Source organism: Gordonia sp. LUNF6, assembly GCF_047041125.1.
Taxonomy (GTDB): Bacteria; Actinomycetota; Actinomycetes; order Mycobacteriales; family Mycobacteriaceae; genus Gordonia; species Gordonia sihwensis.
The window spans coordinates 3,810,871-3,827,133 of sequence record NZ_CP178181.1; the positions used below are offsets into that span (position 1 = coordinate 3,810,871).

The 16,263-nt window shown below is 67.7% G+C and carries 13 protein-coding genes and 1 pseudogene; 7 read left to right on the top strand and 7 right to left on the bottom strand.

Annotated features, from left to right (window positions below):
• Positions 1–57 precede the first annotated feature (57 nt).
• Positions 58–1,791, top strand: a complete 1,734-nt coding sequence (locus ACK8HH_RS17890; RefSeq protein WP_006896897.1) for an ABC transporter ATP-binding protein — start codon at positions 58–60, stop codon at positions 1,789–1,791.
• Complete coding sequence (locus tag ACK8HH_RS17895; RefSeq protein ID WP_062367225.1) at positions 1,788–3,716, top strand: ABC transporter ATP-binding protein; 1,929 nt, start codon at positions 1,788–1,790, stop codon at positions 3,714–3,716. Before ACK8HH_RS17890 ends, ACK8HH_RS17895 begins: the two co-directional genes overlap by 4 nt.
• A 56-nt stretch (positions 3,717–3,772) precedes the next feature.
• On the opposite strand, the gene rnhA is transcribed toward ACK8HH_RS17895, so the two are convergent.
• On the bottom strand, positions 3,773–4,234 hold the full coding sequence (gene rnhA, locus ACK8HH_RS17900) for a ribonuclease HI (RefSeq protein WP_062367223.1): 462 nt from the start codon (positions 4,232–4,234) through the stop codon (positions 3,773–3,775).
• 32 nt (positions 4,235–4,266) lie between these two features.
• On the opposite strand from rnhA, the gene ACK8HH_RS17905 reads away from it, so the two are divergent.
• The 3 genes from ACK8HH_RS17905 (at position 4,267) to ACK8HH_RS17915 (ending at position 6,241) form a co-directional block, all read left to right on the top strand.
• Entirely contained in the window at positions 4,267–4,812 is a 546-nt protein-coding gene (locus ACK8HH_RS17905) for a DUF1697 domain-containing protein (RefSeq protein ID WP_062367221.1), read from the top strand.
• A 42-nt stretch (positions 4,813–4,854) separates the two neighbouring features.
• Entirely contained in the window at positions 4,855–5,208 is a 354-nt protein-coding gene (locus ACK8HH_RS17910) for a YidH family protein (RefSeq protein ID WP_062367218.1), read from the top strand.
• Positions 5,209–5,404: 196 nt separating this feature from the next.
• On the top strand, positions 5,405–6,241 hold the full coding sequence (locus ACK8HH_RS17915; RefSeq protein WP_062367215.1) for an endonuclease domain-containing protein: 837 nt from the start codon (positions 5,405–5,407) through the stop codon (positions 6,239–6,241).
• 56 nt (positions 6,242–6,297) lie between these two features.
• Here ACK8HH_RS17915 and ACK8HH_RS17920 read toward each other — a convergent pair whose 3' ends face one another.
• Together ACK8HH_RS17920 and ACK8HH_RS17925 are read right to left on the bottom strand one after the other, a co-directional pair.
• Positions 6,298–8,307 carry a YhgE/Pip domain-containing protein gene (locus tag ACK8HH_RS17920; RefSeq protein WP_006896903.1) on the bottom strand — a complete coding sequence of 670 codons (2,010 nt, stop codon included), beginning with the start codon at positions 8,305–8,307 and terminating at the stop codon, positions 6,298–6,300.
• Positions 8,307–9,032, bottom strand: a complete 726-nt coding sequence (locus ACK8HH_RS17925) for a hypothetical protein (protein WP_006896904.1) — start codon at positions 9,030–9,032, stop codon at positions 8,307–8,309. Before ACK8HH_RS17925 ends, ACK8HH_RS17920 begins: the two co-directional genes overlap by 1 nt.
• A gap of 215 nt (positions 9,033–9,247) precedes the next feature.
• Here ACK8HH_RS17925 and ACK8HH_RS17930 point away from each other — a divergent pair.
• A pseudogene (locus ACK8HH_RS17930) lies at positions 9,248–10,730 on the top strand (DUF222 domain-containing protein).
• 35 nt (positions 10,731–10,765) lie between these two features.
• Here the strand turns inward: ACK8HH_RS17930 and ACK8HH_RS17935 are convergent.
• Complete coding sequence (locus ACK8HH_RS17935; RefSeq protein WP_006896907.1) at positions 10,766–11,635, bottom strand: SDR family NAD(P)-dependent oxidoreductase; 870 nt, start codon at positions 11,633–11,635, stop codon at positions 10,766–10,768.
• Between the two features lie 402 nt (positions 11,636–12,037).
• On the opposite strand from ACK8HH_RS17935, the gene ACK8HH_RS17940 reads away from it, so the two are divergent.
• Positions 12,038–12,928, top strand: a complete 891-nt coding sequence (locus tag ACK8HH_RS17940) for a universal stress protein (protein ID WP_006896908.1) — start codon at positions 12,038–12,040, stop codon at positions 12,926–12,928.
• A 24-nt stretch (positions 12,929–12,952) separates the two neighbouring features.
• On the opposite strand, the gene ACK8HH_RS17945 is transcribed toward ACK8HH_RS17940, so the two are convergent.
• The 3 genes from ACK8HH_RS17945 to ACK8HH_RS17955 are packed head-to-tail and all read right to left on the bottom strand — an operon-like array spanning position 12,953 to position 16,181.
• On the bottom strand, positions 12,953–14,170 hold the full coding sequence (locus tag ACK8HH_RS17945) for a CoA transferase (RefSeq protein WP_006896909.1): 1,218 nt from the start codon (positions 14,168–14,170) through the stop codon (positions 12,953–12,955).
• The gene (locus ACK8HH_RS17950; protein WP_006896910.1) at positions 14,167–15,354 is read right to left on the bottom strand and encodes a CaiB/BaiF CoA transferase family protein; all 1,188 of its coding nucleotides are present in this window, start codon (positions 15,352–15,354) and stop codon (positions 14,167–14,169) included. Before ACK8HH_RS17950 ends, ACK8HH_RS17945 begins: the two co-directional genes overlap by 4 nt.
• Complete coding sequence (locus ACK8HH_RS17955) at positions 15,351–16,181, bottom strand: enoyl-CoA hydratase/isomerase family protein (protein WP_006896911.1); 831 nt, start codon at positions 16,179–16,181, stop codon at positions 15,351–15,353. The genes ACK8HH_RS17950 and ACK8HH_RS17955 overlap by 4 nt, the downstream gene beginning before the upstream one ends.
• Between the last annotated feature and the right edge of the window lie 82 nt (positions 16,182–16,263).

Below are 16,263 nucleotides of genomic sequence, written 5' to 3' on the forward strand. Positions count from 1 at the left end.
ACGGGCGGCGCGCGAATCCCGATCGCGCGTGTCACACACCGCACGTAATGTGGACCCGTGCTCATTCGCCTACTGCGGACGTATGTCCTCCGTTATCGTGGCGCGGTCGTCGCGGTGGTCTGCCTCCAGCTGGTGGCGACCGCCGCGATGCTGTATCTGCCCACCCTGAACGCCGACATCATCGACATCGGCGTCGCCAACGGCGACACCGGCTACATCCTCTCCACCGGAGGCTGGATGCTGCTGGTGTCGCTCGCGCAGATCGCGGGTTCGGTGGCCGCGATGTACTTCGGCTCGCGGGCCGCGCTCGGCGGCGGCCGCGACATCCGGCACGATCTGCTCCACCGGGTGAACGGATTCTCCACCCGAGAAGTCGGCAGGTTCGGTGCCCCCTCGCTCATCACCCGCACCACCAACGATGTGCAGCAGGTACAGCTGCTGGCGGTCATGGCGATGTCGATCCTGGTGACGGCTCCGATCATGGGCATCGGCGGCATCGTGATGGGCGTACGGGTGGCAGCGCCCATCTCATGGGTGCTGGTGGTGGCCGTCCCGGTTCTCGGGATCACGATGGGCCTCATCATCTCGCGCATGATCCCCGGGTTCCGCGCGATGCAGACGCGCATCGACAACGTCAACCGCATCATGCGCGAGCAGGTCACCGGCATTCGCGTGGTGCGTGCCTTCGTCCGTGAACAGCACGAGACCGAACGCTTCGGCAGCGCGAACGACGACCTCGCCGAGGCGTCCCTCCGCGTCGGCCGCATGATGGCGCTGATGTTCCCGTCCGTCATGCTCATCACCAACCTGACGCTGGTCGCAGTGCTCTGGTTCGGCGCGCACGCGGTCAACGACGGATCGGTGGAGATCGGCGCGCTCACCGCCATGATCAGCTACGTCATGCAGATCATGATGTCGGTGATGATGGCCTCGTTCCTCGCGATGATGGCGCCTCGGGCGGGCGTCTGCGCCGACCGCATCTGCGAGGTCCTCGACACCGAGACCACCGTGACCGCGCCGGCCGCCCCGCAACCGATCGTCGGCGATCCGGCCGTCCTGCGCCTCGACGACGTCGAATTCCGTTACCCGGGCGCCGACGAGCCCGTGCTCAGCGGGATCAGCTTCCAGACCGCGCCCGGCACCACCACCGCCGTCGTCGGATCGACGGGATCGGGCAAGACCACCTTGATCAACCTCCTGCCGCGGATGCTGGACGTGACCGGCGGATCCATCACGATCGGCGGCACCGACCTGCGCGACGCCGACCCCGACGCACTGCGCAGGCACTTCGGTCTCGTCCCCCAGCGCCCCTACCTCTTCTCCGGCACCATCGCGAGCAACCTCCGGAACGGCAAACCGGATGCCACCGAGGACGAGATGTGGGAGGCCCTGACGATCGCGCAGGCCGCCGATTTCGTCCGCGCCATGCCCGACGGTCTCGACACTCCGGTCGCACAGGGCGGCACCACGGTCTCCGGCGGTCAGCGTCAGCGGCTGGCGATCGCGCGAGCACTCATCCGGAAGCCGTCGATCTACCTGTTCGACGACTCGTTCTCGGCGCTCGATCTCACCACCGACTCGCGTCTGCGCGAGGCCCTGGTGCCCGCCACCCGCGATGCGGCGCTGGTCGTCGTCGCACAGCGCATCTCGACGATCACCGCCGCCGACCAGATCGTGGTCCTCGACCGCGGAACGATCGTCGGTCTGGGCACCCACACCGAGTTGCTGCAGTCGTGTCCCACCTACGCTGAGATCGCGGAGTCTCAGCTGTCGATCGGAGCAGGCGCATGACCCGCGGCGGACCTCCCGGAGCCGCTCCCACGCTGGAGAAGGCCAAGTCGTTCAAACCGTCGCTGAAGCGCCTCGTTCGTCGTCTCGGTGATCATCGAGGAAAGATGCTCGTGGTCCTGGGCTCCATCGTGGGATCCGTCGCATTGACCGCGTACGCCCCGCGGGTGCTCGGCGACGCCACCGACGAACTCTTCGCCGGTGTGGTGGGGGCGCGGCTGCCGTCGGGCATCTCGAAGGAGCAGGCTGTCGAAGGCCTGCGCGCCAAGGGCCAGAACACCTTCGCCGACATGGTCTCGTCGATGGACGTGATCCCCGGCCACGGAGTCGATTTCACCGCCGTCGGCCGGATTCTGGCGACCGTGCTGGCCCTGTACGCGGCCTCGGCGGTGCTCGGCTGGCTCGGTGCCTATCTGCTGAACAAGGTCGTCGTCGGAACCGTGACGAAGCTGCGAGCCGAGGTGGAGAGCAAGATTCACCGACTTCCGCTGTCGTTCTACGATGCCTCGGCGCGCGGCGATCTGCTCAGCCGCGTCACCAACGACCTCGACAACCTGTCGCAGTCGTTGCAGCAGACCATCAGCCAGCTGCTCAACTCCCTGCTGATGGTGGTCGCGATTCTGATCATGATGCTGACGATCTCGCCGCTGCTGTCGCTGATCGCGATCGCGACCGTTCCGGTCGCGGCGATCGCCACCGCACTGATCGCCAAGCGGTCCAAGCCGCACTTCGTGGGTCAATGGACCAGTACCGGCGCCCTCAACGCGCAGATCGAAGAGGCCTTCACCGGCCACGAACTGGTCACCGCCTTCGGCAGGCGAGCCGAGGTCGAACGCGTCTTCGACGACCGGAACGAGAAGCTCTTCGCCTCGTCGTGGCGCGCTCAGTTCATCTCCGGCATCGTCATGCCGACGATCATGTTCCTCGGGAACCTGAACTACGTGGCGGTGGCGGTGGTCGGCGGTCTGCGCGTCGCTTCCGGACAGCTCAGCCTGGGCGAGGTGCAGGCGTTCATCCAGTACTCGCGCCAGTTCACCCAGCCGCTCACCCAGATCGGCTCGATGTTCAACCTCATGCAGAGCGGCGTCGCCTCCGCCGAACGCATCTTCGACGTTCTCGACGAGGACGAGGAGCAGCCGGATCCGACAGCGCCCAAGACTCCCGCGGTGGACGAGGGACACATCGTCTTCGACGACGTCTCGTTCCGCTACCGCGCGGACCAGCCGCTGATCGAGAACCTCTCACTCGAGGCCAAGCCGGGCGACATGATCGCGATCGTCGGACCGACCGGTGCCGGCAAGACGACCCTGGTGAACCTCATCATGCGGTTCTACGAGATAGACGGCGGAACCATCTTCGTCGACGGTGTGGACTCGTCCGAGATGACCCGCGATGACCTGCGGGAGCGCACCGGCATGGTGCTACAGGACTCGTGGCTGTTCGGCGGCACGATCTACGACAACATCGCCTACGGCGATCCCGCCGCCAGCCGTGAGGACGTCATGGAGGCGGCCTGGATCAGCCACGTCGATCACTTCGTCCGCACCCTGCCGGACGGGTACGACACCGTGATCGACGACGAGGGCGGCGGAGTGAGCGCGGGTGAGCGTCAGCTGATCACCATCGCGCGCGCCTTCCTCGCCAAGCCGACGATCCTCATCCTCGACGAGGCCACCAGTTCGGTCGACACCCGCACCGAACTGCTCATCGGCAAGGCGATGGCGAATCTCCGCAAGGACCGCACGAGCTTCGTGATCGCGCATCGGCTCTCGACGATCCGCAACGCGGACCTGATCGTGGTGATGGAGAACGGGCAGATCGTCGAACAGGGCGACCACGAGTCGCTGCTGGAGCGTCGTGGCGCGTACTTCCGGCTGTACAACGCCCAGTTCTCGGCGCCGATCGAGGATGTGGACGCTCCCGTGTGAGCGCTCTCGTCGTTCTTCGTTCCCTCGTGTGGTGCGGTGAGGTGCGGGGTCCTGTCCTAGCCGTCCCGCAGCCTTCGGGCCGCACTCGTGGCCAGGGTGTCGGCGATCTCGTTGTACTTGTCGCCGGCGTGGCCCTTCACCCAGCGCCACTCGACGGTGTGCACGTCCTCGGCGGCGATGAGCTCCTGCCACAGGTCGGCGTTCTTGACCGGTTGTTTGCTCGCCGTCTTCCAGCCATTGCGCTGCCAGCCCGCGACCCACTTCGTGATCCCGTTCCGGACGTAGCTGGAGTCGGTGTAAAGGATCACGGTCGACGGTCGCTTCAGCGCACGGAGCGCCTCGATCGCCGCGGTCAGCTCCATCCGGTTGTTGGTGGTGTCGGCCTCGCCGCCGGAGATCTCCTTCTCGATGTCGCCGTAGCGCAGGATCGCTCCCCAGCCCCCGGGGCCCGGGTTTCCGAGGCACGCACCATCAGTCGAGATCTCCACTATCTTCGAAGTGGTTCCGGCGTCGCTCATGACGTCCAACGCTACCGGGTGAGGAGATCCGAATGGCCGCTGGCCGCATCGTTCTGATCCGCGCCGTGAACGTCGGCGGCGCCAAGCTGCCGATGGCGCGCCTGCGCGAGATCGCCACCGCACTCGGTGCCGACGACGTCAGCACGTACATCGCCTCCGGCAATCTCCTGTGCACACCGCCGGGAGATCCCGAGGGGTTCGACCGCGCCCTGGAGCAGGCGATCTCCGACGAATTCGGGTACTTCCGGGAAGCCATCGGCCGCACCCCCGACGAGATGTCCCGAGCACTGGCCGACTATCCGTTCGGCGACCCGCCGCACGGACTCATCTACTTCCTCACCGGAGTACCCGATCCGGACGCCGCCGCCGAGTTCTGCGCCCGCGACTTCGGGAACGGCGAACGCATGCGAGTGATCGGCAGGGATCTTCACATCGACTATCCCGCGCCCGCCGGCGTGGGCAATTCCAAGCTGACGCCCGCGCGCATCGCCAAAGGGCTCGGTGTCACCGGCACCGGACGTAATCTTCGGACGACGGCGAAGCTGATCGAACTCGCACAGCAGACGTCAAGACAGTGACATCACGACCACGACGTCACGGAATGATGAACCGGCACCGCTATGACTGAGCAGGATCGAACCCCCTCGCCGCCGCCCCCGGGCGCCACCGACGCACGCTTCACCCTCGCCGCGGAACGGACCATGCTCGCATGGCTCCGTACCGCGCTCGGACTCATCGCGGCCGGCGTCGCGGTCCTGCACATCGTGGACGACTTCGGGGTCACCGGTTCCAAGACCGCCCTGGGCGTCTCGCTCGTCGTCCTCGGCGCACTGGCAGCCCTGACCGGTGCGTGGCGGTGGCAGCGGGTCAACCACGTCCTCGACAACGGCGGACAGATGCCCGGTCCCGCCGCGGTGTGGGCACTCACGGTCGCCATGGTCGTGATCGCCGCGGGCTTCGTCATCTTCGTTTGAACCCGCGCCGTTCAGGGTTGGCTCGGACCGATTTCCCCGCTCAGCGCTACCACCTCCCCTACGGGGCATGGTGCCGCTGAGCGGGGAACCTGATCCGCCCGGCACGATGCTGTGGAGAAGCCCCGATCGGTCCACAATCTGCATTTGAGCGGCCGAAAGCCATGTACCGCATCCGTATTCGGATGATCGTGGCGACATGGAACGCATTCCGGACGGGGTGTATCCGCACCGCGATCTCCTCGCGATGCTCGGGCGCGCCGACCTCGACATCCTCATCCGCGAGAAGACCGCGCGGCGAGTACGGCACGGCTGGTACGCGGTCGGCGAGCCCGCTGCCGCCGATATCGCCGCAGTGCGGCGAGGCGGCGTCATCAGTTGCGTCACCGCACTGAATCGGCACGGGGTCTGGACGCCCGAGGACCATCGGTTCCATGTCCGCGGGAACAGCTCGGCGGTCCGGAACCGAAAGGGACCGTTCTGCCGCCAGTTCGGTCGGCCCGAGCCCGAGTGCGGACTCGTCGACGACGTCCCCACTGCCCTCCGGCATGCCGCGCGATGCCTCGACGACGAGGGCTTCGTCGTGGTCTGCGATTCGATTCTCAACAAGCGTCTCATGACCGCCGAACAGATCGAGTATCAGTTCCGCGCCGCGCCCCGGCACATCACGAAACTCATCGACCGCTGCGACGGCCGGGCCGAGTCAGGACCGGAGACGATGACGAGATTCCGGCTGCACAGCCAGAACGTCAAGGTCCGGATACAGGTGACGATCGACGGTCTGGGGCGCGTGGACCTCTTAGTGGGCCGCTGGATGAGCATCGAGATCGACGGATGGGAGTTCCACAGCGACCGAAGGCACTTCCAGAACGACCGAACCCGCGATGCCATTGCTCTCGAACTGGGTTACTACCCACTGCGATTCACCTATGACGATGTGGTCTTCCGCTGGCCGGAGACCAACGCCCGGATCATGACGGCAATCCGCCGCGGCGCGCACCTTCGCAGCCACTTCACGGATCAGATTCCCCGATGAGGACCGGCGACCTCGACACGAGCTACGCCGCGTCTCACCGGGGAATCTGGCCCGGCTCACACTTCGATGGGCGGATACAACTGCGTCATGGTGTACTGCCGGTTGCGTCTGGCCGCCCAGGAACTGATCGCGAGCGACACCACCGTCACCCCGGCCAGGACCGCCACGGACACCCACAGCCGGTGATCCATGCCGCCGCTGACGACCTGGCGGAGACCGGTGACGGCGTAGCCCATGGGGTCGTAGGGGTGGAACCATTGAGCCGGTGTCGCTGTGGTCTCAACCGGATAGATGCCGCCCGACGCGACGATCTGCACCATCAGGAACGCCAGCGACACCACCCGGCCGACGGCCGCTCCCAGGACCGCGTTGAACATCTGGATCATCGCCAGGAAGGTGACCGACACCAAAAGCATGAAACCGACCATGCCCAGCGGATGGAAGGCGTCGAGTCCGACCGCGAAGTGCGCGACCACGAACATGACCACGACCTGCGCGACGGCGATCAGCACTGCCGGCCAGTACGACGCGAGGACCGATCGCAGACCGCCGAGGCCGCCGATCACCGGCCGCGACTGCAGCGGCTTCAGCATCATCCAGATGATGATGGCGCCGATGAACATCGCCAACGACAGGAAGAAGGGCGCGAAGCCGGTGCCGAAGGTGGGCGCGCGATTCTCGGTGAACGTGCTCAGCGCGACCGGCTGCGACAGATTCGACGCGGTCTTGAGCCGCTGCTCGGTGCCGCCGAAGTTCGGGATCTGCTTCACCCCGTCGGCGAGCCCGCTCGACAGTTCGTCGGCACCCGAGGACAGTTCGGTGGTGCCGTCGGCCAGTCGACCGGCCCCGGTCGCCAGGCGTTCACTGCCGTCGGTGAGCTGGATGAGTCCGCTGTGCAGTTGCGCCGCACCGGTTTTCAGCTGTCCGGCACCGTCACGCAGTTCGCCCACCTTGCTCGCCAGACCGCCGTTCTCGAGCATCGCCAAGGTGCTGCGCAACGGTGAGTTCGCGTCCCCGAGCTGGGCCGACAGGGCGTCGGACTGTTTCGCCAACCGATTCACGGTCGCGGTGGTCGACGGCGTCACACCCTGGGTTCGGAGGAAGTCCTGAACCGGCGCGAGCCCGTTCGCGAGGGCGCGCATGTTGGGGTCGGAACTGTTGCGGAGAGCGGTGGCGACCTGTGAGACGGCTTTCTCCGCCTGCGATTGTCCGGCACCGGCAGCGCTGATCAGGTCGAGCACGCCGGAGAGGTCCGACGACAGTTTCGCGGCGTCGTTCGCGTACGCAGAGGGCTTCACCCCCGACGACTGCACGCTGTTGAGCAATCCGAGCAGTGGTGTGGTGGCCGCGTCGATCCCGTTCGCGAGTTGTGCCGTCCCCGCGGCGAGTTCGGCGGAGCCGTCCCGGGCGGTGACCATGTTGGTCGCGAGTTCGCGTGATCCCGAGGCCAGTTCGTGTGCGCCGGAGTTCGCCGTGTGCAGTCCGTCGGCGAGTTGCGCCGATCCGTCCGCCGCCTTCTCGATGCCCTTGCCCGCCGTGGTGAGTCCGACCAGCACCTGGTCCACCGCCTGCTGGCCGACCTTGTCGTTGATCGCCTGGGTCACCTGCGCCGCGGCGTTCTGCCCGATGATGCCCGCCAGGTAGTTGTTGGCGTCGTTGAAGGTGAACTCGATCTTCGCCTTGTGCGGATTCGGTGTGGTCGCCGACGTGATCGCCGACGTGAAATCGTGCGGGATGGTGATGGTGAAGTAGTAGTCTCCGTGGGCCAGGCCCGTGGCCGCCTCATCGGCGTTCACTTCGTGCAGGTCGAGCTGTCCGGAGGTCAGCAGCTGGTCTGCGACCTGATCGCCCGCGTTGATCTCGAACGCGCCCGATTTCACGCCCTGGTCCTCGTTCACCAGTGCCACCGGGACCTTCGAGACCTCGTCGAACGGATTCCAGAACACCCACAGGTACATCGCACCGTAGAGCAGCGGCATGAGGATGATCGTGACGATGGCGATGCGCGGCATCGCCCCCTTCGAGTAGCGCTTCAGCTCGGTGCCCAGCGACATTCCCGCCAGCATCAGATCTCCCCCTCGGAGTCGGCGCCTGCGGGCGCGTGGAAAGTCTCTCTCGGCAGCATCGACGGAACGTCGATCAACGCCCGGTACCCGAGTGCGGGATCGATGCGGTTCACCGTGGTCGTGACGACCGTCTGTCCGGTTCCCAGCTCGGCCAGACGGGAGATCAGGATGCGCTGATCGTCGTCGCTGGACACCTGGTCGATGTTGCCGACCACCAGCAACGGGAGCCGCCGGGTGTTGGCCAGGGCGACGCGCAGCAGCAGGCCGTCGAGTTCGGAGAGCTCCTCGACGTATGCGGTGAGATCCGGCAACGGCAGGTCGCCGAACACCGGACGGCAGATCCGCTCCAGATCCTGTTCGGTCGATCTCCGGATCAGCCGGTACCACGGCGCGTCCCACCGCATCTTCTCGGTCAGCAGGTCGACCACTCGGACCGAGGCGTACACGTCGTCGAGGGCGGCGACCCCCGCGAGCGAGGCGACCTTGAAGATCGCTCGCGCGGACGTGCGGCCGAGCACGTCGAGCCGCCCGGTCTTGGCTTTCATCCGGCCGGCGATCGTCATCTGCAGCGCCGTGCGTCCGGGACCCGGCTCGGCGCGCAATACGGTGAGCCCGCCCATCGGGATGTCGAGGTCGAGGGGACCGTACACCTGTCCCCACGGGCCCTTCTGGGCGATTCCGCGCGCGACGACGGCCATGGCGGCCGTCTCGGGGTAGTCAGTCATGAACCAGGAGCGTAGTCGGATGGCAGCACTTCGCAGGTCTCCACACTCACGCGAGTGTGCAAACACACGTTATCAGATGGTGCTGTGGCGAGGGCCACGCGATGCAGTGGTCCGTGCATACGCAGGTCAGGCCGTTTTGTCGTAGGGCCGGGATAGTGTTCACCCATACCGACGATCACACAGTCGTCGAGCACCACGGGGAGGCGGTGAGCAGGATGGATGCACAGTCGTCGCTGGTGTTGCCGGAGGACCCGGCCGCGCTAGCCGCGGTCATCGAAGCCGCTACGACCCGGCTCGCCGCCGCTCGCTTCGCCGCCGTGACTGAACGCGAGTTGCTGGAGACCGCCGAAGCCCTCGAGCACGTGCATCGCCGGCTGGACGGGGTAGACGCGGCCCTGCTGGTGGAAGTCTCCGACCGCGGCGCCTACCGCAAAGACGGCTTCCTGTCACTGCATCAATACCTGTCGTCGGGGCTTCACCTCGGCGACGGTGAAGCCCGTCGTCGGCGGACCTCTGTCGCGGCGATCGGCCGATTCACCGGCATGCAAGGCCAAACTCTCACGCCGGCGTGTCCGGCCACGGCCGAGGCGGTCAATGCCGGAGCCATCGGTACCGCGCATGTGCTGGAGATCGACGCGATCATGGACAAGATCCCCGCCGCCGTCGACACTCAGACCCGCAAACTCGCCGAAGTCCAGTTGGCTTCGGTGGCCCGGGAGCTGACCCCGGAAGGAGTCCGCACCGCCGGACACCGACTCCTGGCCCATCTCGACCCGGACGGGTCACTCACTGACGAGCGGGACCGCAAACGCCGGCGGAAGTTCGCGCTCATGCCGCAGGACCGGCAGCTGATGAGCAAAGTCACCGCCTCCCTGACCCCGGCTCTGCGGGCCAAGTTGGAGGTAACGCTCGAGTCTTGGGCCGCGCCCGGCATGAACAACCCCGCCGACCCCGACTCCCCATGCGGCGCACGCGAGGCAGCCGACCCAGCAGCGCTCGCCGCGGCCGCCGAGCGCGATGATCGCACCGCCGGGCAACGCGGCCACGACGCGCTCGTCGCCCTGCTGGATGCTGAGCGGGCGTTCACCGCCGCAGGCACCACCGGCGGTGGGCGGCTGTCGTCGCAGCTGGTCATCACCGTCACCGACAAAGAACTCCGCGAACACGCCGGAATCGCACTCACCGCGACCGGAACAAGGTTGCCGGTGGCCGAGCTGGTCGAGGCGGCATCCGGCGCGACGCCGCATCTGGCGGTGTTCTCCCCGCCAGGGTCAGCCGCTCTACCTGGGTCGGGGACGGCGCCTCGCCTCGAAGGCTCAACGTCTGATGCTGTTCGCCCGCGACCGCGGCTGCACCGCACCCGGCTGCACGGCGCCGTTCGCGCGAACAGAAGCCCATCATTTCCCGGATTCCGCCGACGGCGGCCCGACGAACATCGATCACCTCGGCGCCGCGTGCGGACGGCATAATCGGTCGGTCGGCAAGATGCTCGGCGACTGGGAGACCATGATCCTGAACGACGGCCCGCACGCCGGACGCGTCGCCTGGCGTCCGATCACGACTGGCCACGGGCGGAAAGCGTGGCGGGTCAACCACATTCACCACGCGGAGCTGCTCCCCGATCAGGGTCCACACGCCCCGCCCGGACCGGAGGACTCCCGCATCGAGGGCTACCTGGCCCGCCTCACCGCCGCCTGACGCTACTGCCCCGCCGACGTCGTGACGGGGACAGCTCACTCGAACAGATCGAGCAGCGAGGTCTCGCTCTCGGACCCCACCACACCGAGCGGCTTCGCCGAGCTGTCGTCGAGGATCTCCTCGAGATGATCCTTCACGTCCTCCGGAGTGATCTCCGTGTTCGTGTAGCCGTCGTTCATCGCGAGCGAGAAGCGCTGGATCAGTCCGCCCTGCGCAAGGATCGTCTCTCCGCTGATGCTGCACTCCTCGTACGCGAGGTAGGCGACTATCGGCGACACCATCGCTGTCGTGTAGTTGGCTTTGAGGTTCTCTTTCAGCGCATCCGGCAGATCCGCCTCGGACGCCATCCGGGTGTACGCGGTCGGGGCGATCGCGTTGACGCGGACTCCGGACTTGAGCGCCGCGATCGACACCGTCCGGGTGAAGACGTACACGGCCCCCTTCGACGCCACGTAGGCGCTCTCGCCCTCCCAGCCCGACAGCGTCGGCGAGCAGGTGTTGACCACCCGACCGCTGTTCGCCACCAGGTGCGGCCATGCCGCCGCGGTGACGGCGACGGTTCCGAGGAAGTTGATCTCCATGTGCCGCCTGATCGAGTCGACCGCCGTGGGGCCGAACGGGGACGGGCTGTCCACGCCTGCGTTGTTCACCACGATGTCGAGCCGCCCGAAGGCGTCGACCGCCGCGTTCACGACCGCCTCCGCGTCCTTGGTGATGTCGCCCGTCGCCACTGCCGCGCGTCCGCCCGCCGCGGTGATCGCGGAGACGGCCTCCTGCGCCGCAGCCGAATCGAGGTCGTTGATCACCACAGCGGCTCCCCGCTCGGCGAGCAGTTCTGCGTGCGACCGTCCGAGGCCGCGACCGGCACCCGTGATCAGTGCGACTTTGCCGTCGAATCTCAGCATTGGTAATCCTCCCAATCGGATGAGATCTTCGCCGGAACGCCGCTGGTCGTGCGTCCGCGCATACGGCACCATTCTTCAAGAGACCGACCGCACCGGATTGTCCAAGAAATTGGACACTTCTCGGACACTCGAAGCCCGGCCGGTCGGCTCACCTCGAGTTCGACAGACCTCGGAAGACCTTCATCGTGTCGCCGGCCGGCGCCTGCGCGGTCACCGCGTAGAACACCAGGACGATCTGTCTCCACGCGCCAGCTGATTCCTGACCCGACGTTCGCTGCGACGGCACCGCCCCAGCCAATCGGCCGTCAGTAGAGTCGAAGCGAGACGACGTCAAGCTGCTGAGTCGTCCGAGCACCGCCGCAGCCCCCGGCGGAGGTGGAGAATAGAGGAGAGGATGTCGAGATGTCGTCAGCCGATGCCCCCGTCGTAGTCGCCGTCGACGGTTCCGTCGAGGCCCTGAACGCCGCACGTTGGGCCGCACTGGCCGCCGCTCGCCTGCACCGCGACCTGCACATCGTCAGTGCCGTCCACCCGTTCAGCCCACAGTTCAGCTTCGCCGGCCTCTCCGCGGAAGACGCCGCCATCCGTGCCGCCCGGGCATTCGCCGAGACCGCGACGCAGACCGCGACCGACCTCGCGGCGGAGGTCGCGCCTGACGTCACCGCTCATCGGCACATCGTCGAGGGCAGGGCCGCGCTGGTCCTGCGCGATGCTTCGACGCGGGCGCACCTGCTGGTCGTCGGACGCCGCGGCCTCGGCGGAGTCCAAGGGCTGCTGATGGGCTCGGTGAGCACCGACATCACCGCGCACGCGAACTGCCCGGTGGTCGTCGTGCCCGGCAGGGACGACGCGGTGGACGACCGCCCCGGCACCGGGCCCGTCGTGGTCGGCGTCGACGACTCCCCACTGTCGGAGGCGGTCATCGCGCACGGTTTCGATCAAGCCGCGTCGCTGGGCACCTCGCTGACCGCAGTGCATGCCTACGGCGGACTGACCGGCGAGGAGTTCTACGACGACCCCAGCGTCTTGGAGCGCGCCCGTACGGAAGCCGACGAGACGCTGGCAGAGCATCTGGCCGCCTACGCCGACGATTTCCCCGGCGTCGAGACCACCACCGTGATCACCGCCGGCACCCCCGCCGATGAGATCAACCGGATTGCAGCGGATGCTCAGCTGGTGGTGATCGGCAGCCGCGGTCACGGAGGCTTCCGCGGTCTCCTCCTCGGCTCGACGAGTCAGGCGGTCCTGCAGGTGGCGGGATGCCCGGTGATGGTCGTTCACGAAGACCGCTGACCGCACACTGATCTCGGGCCAGGGCTACGCGATGACGCCGTCCTCCCTCAGACGGGCGAGTGCGGGCGCGTCGAGACCGAGGACCTCGGAGAGGACCGCGTCGGTGTCGTGTCCGAGGTCGGTCGCCGGCGCGGTGCCCGAGTACTCGGAGTCCCAGCGGGCCGGGGCGTTCGCCGAGATGACCTCACCGATCCCCGGCTGGTCGATCGCCGTGAGGACCGGCTCGGCCGAGGGGTCCTCGGCGAATTCGGCGGCGACGTCGGCGGTGGTCTTGTACGGGCCCCACAGGACGCCGGCGGCCGAGAGGCCGGCGTGCACCTGCTCGGTGGTGTGCGCCGCGAACCACGGCCGCAGGACGGCTTCGATCAGCTCACGATGGGCGTAGCGGCCCTCGTCGGTGTTGAAGTCGGCGCCGAGCGACTTCTCCAGGGCGGCCAGCACTTCGGTGGTGCCGGTCGCCGCCCCGATGGCGCTCCACTGGCGCGGGGTGAGCGCGACGATCATCACCCGGTCGCCTTCGGACGAGGCGAAGTCGGTGCCGAAACTGCCGTACAGGTGATTGCCGTGGCGGGCGCGCGGGCCGCGCTCGGCCGCTTCGGAGAACCAGCCGAGGTTGGCGACCGCCGCCATCGCGACATCCGAGAGTGCGATCTGCACGTGCGCGCCCTGACCGGTGCGGTCACGACGGCGCAGCGAGGCGAGTACCGCGGTCACCACTTCCTGCCCGCACAGCAGATCCCACGCGGGAAGGATGTGGTTGACCGGCCGATCGGTGTCGGCCGGACCGGTCAGTGAGGCCACGCCCGAACCGCCGTTGACCGTGTAATCGACCGCGGCCGAGCCGTCGGCCCGGCCCTCCACCCGCACCGCGATCACGTCGGCGCGACGCGCGGCGAGCGCCTCGTACGAGAACCAGCTGCGTCCGACGGCGTTGTCGACGACGATGCCCGCGTCCGGACCGGGGGCCGTGGCGAGCGCCAGGAGCAGGTCCCGGCCCGCATCGGCGCGCAGGTTCAGTGAGACCGATTTCTTGCCGCGGTTGAGCGAGTTCCAGTACAGGCTCTCGTCCGACCGCACCGACAGCGGCCAGCGCTTGAAGTCCGCGTTTCCGCCGATCGGATCGACGCGGATCACCTCGGCGCCGAGCTGCGCCAGTGCCATGCCGGCGCTGGGGCCGGCGACGAAGCTCGCGAATTCGACGACTCGAATACCGTCGAGCGGACGTGCGAGAGCGGTGCTCATGCTTCCTCCCCAGAAGTGGTCGCGGACGCGGCGGCCTGGCTGAACTCGCCGCGGACGGCGTCGGTGTGCTCGCCGAGCGCGGGCACCGACCCGGACAGTCGCGGCCAGGAGCGGGCGGCGGCCGGCGGCAGCAGCGCCGGAACCTCGCCGCCCGGCGTCCCGATGGTGCGCCAGCGTCCGCGTTCGGACAATTGGGGATGCTTCGCCAGATCGCCGACGGTGTTGAACCGCGCGTTGCCGATGCCTGCGGCATCGCCCGCGGCGGCGATCTCGTCCAGCGTGTGCTCCCGCGTCCACGCGGCCACGGCCTCGTCGAGCTCGGCCCGGTGCACCACGCGGTCGTCGTTGTGCGCGTAGGTCTCGTTCGCCGCCAGATCCGGCCGATCGATCATCTCGCACAGCCGCTGCCATTCGCGATCACTCGTGGTGCCGAGCACCGCGGTCTGACCGTCGGAGGTGGGGTACGCGCCGTAGGGCGCGATCATCGGCGATCCCATGCCGACCGGGATCGGTTCGACGCCGGTGTGGATCACCTGATTGAGCGCGAATCCCATGAACTCCGAGACCACGTCCAGCATCGAGACCTCGATGACCGCCCCGGCGCCGGTGCGGTCGCGATCGTAGAGCGCCGCCAGGACCGTCGAGTAGACGTACACCGCGGTGCCGATGTCGGCGATCGGGATGCCGGGCTTGGCCGGGGCGCCTTCGGTGCCGGTGATGGCGCACGATCCGGTCTCCGCCTGGATCAGCAGATCGTAGGCGCGTTTGTGATCGGCGGGACCGCCCTTGCCGTAACCGGAGACGTCGGCGATGATGAGCCGCGGAAACCGCTCCGCGAGACTGTCGATGCCCAGGCCGAGCCGGTCGAGGGCCCCCGGCGCCATGTTGCTGACGAGCACGTCCGCCCGGCCCAGCATGGCGACGAGGATCTCCACGTCGGCGGGATCCTTGAGGTTGAGCGCCGCCGACTCCTTGCCGTAGTTCAGCCAGGTGAAGTGCGCCGAGGTGCCCTTGACGACGCTGTCGTAGTGCCGGGTGCTGTCGCCGTAGCCGGGGTTCTCGACCTTGATGACGCGCGCGCCCAGGTCGGCCAGGTGACGGGTGGCGAGCGGCGCGGAGATGGCCTGCTCCATCGTCACCACGGTGATCCCGGCGAGCGGCCCCTCCGAGCGAGTCGCGGTCATCGACGCTCCACCTTGCCGGTGAACAGCGGACCGGGGGCGTTGAAGTCGGGATCGCGCTTGGCGCGGTGCGATGCCACGCCCTCCTGCACGTCGGGTCCGCCGAATCCGTAGAACTCGTAGCCGAGCGAAGCGTCGAAGATCGCCCAGTTCTGTCGATACCAGTTGTTCAGCGCGTGCTTGCTGAACTGGATCGACGATGCCGAGCCGCCGGCCAGCCGCTCGGCGATCTCCATCGCCTTGTCCTGCACCTGGTCGTCGTCGACGCACAGCGAGACCATGCCGAGTCGCTCGGCCTCCTCGCCCGTCATCACCTCGTTGAGGAGCAGGTGGTACTTGGCCTTCGGCATGCCCGCGAATAGCGGCCAGGTGATCGCCGCGTGGTCGCCCGCAGCGACCCCGAGGCGGACGTGACCGTCGATGATCTTGGCTCGACGGCCCGCCACCGAGATGTCCGACAGCATGGCGGTCACGAGGCCGGCGCCGACCGCGGGACCGTTGATCGCCGAGACCAACGGTTGCGGCAGGTCGATGAGATTGCGGACGAGGTCGCGGGCTTCGCGGAGCACGCGGGTGCGGTCGTGCCAGTCGCCGACCATGTCCTCGACGAGGTCGAAGCTGCCGCCGGCGGAGAAGACCCGGTCGCCCTCGCCGCGGATCAGCACGGCCTTGACCGACTCGTCGCGGGCGATACGCGTCCAGATGTCGGCGAGGTCGCTGTGCCGCTGCGGGCCGACCGCGTGCATGTCCGGCCCGTCGAGCACGATGCGGAGCACGCCCTCCGACGGGCGGTCGATGGTCAGGGATTCGAAATCGTCATACGTCTGCATGGGCCGACGACCTTCCAGCTATAGGTGAGGGGTCCGGGAACTGCGCTCGGAGCCATGATTATGGATTATGCATTATGCGTTG

Coding starts and splice junctions, on each gene's coding strand:
- ACK8HH_RS17895 (WP_062367225.1), top strand. CDS start 1,788: ATGACCCGCGGCGGACCTCCCGGAGCCGCTCCCACGCTGGAGAAGGCC.
- rnhA (WP_062367223.1), bottom strand. CDS start 4,234: ATGAGCGACGCCGGAACCACTTCGAAGATAGTGGAGATCTCGACTGAT.
- ACK8HH_RS17905 (WP_062367221.1), top strand. CDS start 4,267: ATGGCCGCTGGCCGCATCGTTCTGATCCGCGCCGTGAACGTCGGCGGC.
- ACK8HH_RS17910 (WP_062367218.1), top strand. CDS start 4,855: ATGACTGAGCAGGATCGAACCCCCTCGCCGCCGCCCCCGGGCGCCACC.
- ACK8HH_RS17915 (WP_062367215.1), top strand. CDS start 5,405: ATGGAACGCATTCCGGACGGGGTGTATCCGCACCGCGATCTCCTCGCG.
- ACK8HH_RS17920 (WP_006896903.1), bottom strand. CDS start 8,307: ATGCTGGCGGGAATGTCGCTGGGCACCGAGCTGAAGCGCTACTCGAAG.
- ACK8HH_RS17925 (WP_006896904.1), bottom strand. CDS start 9,032: ATGACTGACTACCCCGAGACGGCCGCCATGGCCGTCGTCGCGCGCGGA.
- ACK8HH_RS17935 (WP_006896907.1), bottom strand. CDS start 11,635: ATGCTGAGATTCGACGGCAAAGTCGCACTGATCACGGGTGCCGGTCGC.
- ACK8HH_RS17940 (WP_006896908.1), top strand. CDS start 12,038: ATGTCGTCAGCCGATGCCCCCGTCGTAGTCGCCGTCGACGGTTCCGTC.
- ACK8HH_RS17945 (WP_006896909.1), bottom strand. CDS start 14,170: ATGAGCACCGCTCTCGCACGTCCGCTCGACGGTATTCGAGTCGTCGAA.
- ACK8HH_RS17950 (WP_006896910.1), bottom strand. CDS start 15,354: ATGACCGCGACTCGCTCGGAGGGGCCGCTCGCCGGGATCACCGTGGTG.
- ACK8HH_RS17955 (WP_006896911.1), bottom strand. CDS start 16,181: ATGCAGACGTATGACGATTTCGAATCCCTGACCATCGACCGCCCGTCG.